Below are 230 nucleotides of genomic sequence, written 5' to 3'. Positions count from 1 at the left end.
CATCAGGCGGATGGGTACGCTCGGAGCTCCTCTGTCGGAATAAAGTGGAGCAAACTCCTTTTCAAAATAGGACCAATCTATTTTGTCTGCAAGAACGGCAAGTTCGTGCTTCATGTCAATAAAATCTTTCAGCATGGGGCGGAACAAATCCCGCAGCCCTTTTTCCGGTAATTTTCCTAACATAATTTGCAGGGTTTTATACTGTAAAGATACAAATTCCTGCAAATATA

General features: G+C 42.2%; 1 pseudogene. It reads right to left on the bottom strand.

Annotated elements, in window-relative coordinates:
- A pseudogene (locus tag EII41_RS13960) lies at positions 1 to 230 on the bottom strand (IS5/IS1182 family transposase); the annotation flags it as partial.

It is taken from the genome of Tannerella forsythia, assembly GCF_003860135.1.
Taxonomy (GTDB): Bacteria; Bacteroidota; Bacteroidia; order Bacteroidales; family Tannerellaceae; genus Tannerella; species Tannerella forsythia_A.
Note: the sequence above shows the minus strand (reverse complement) of the source record. Positions and strands in the feature narration are given on the sequence as shown.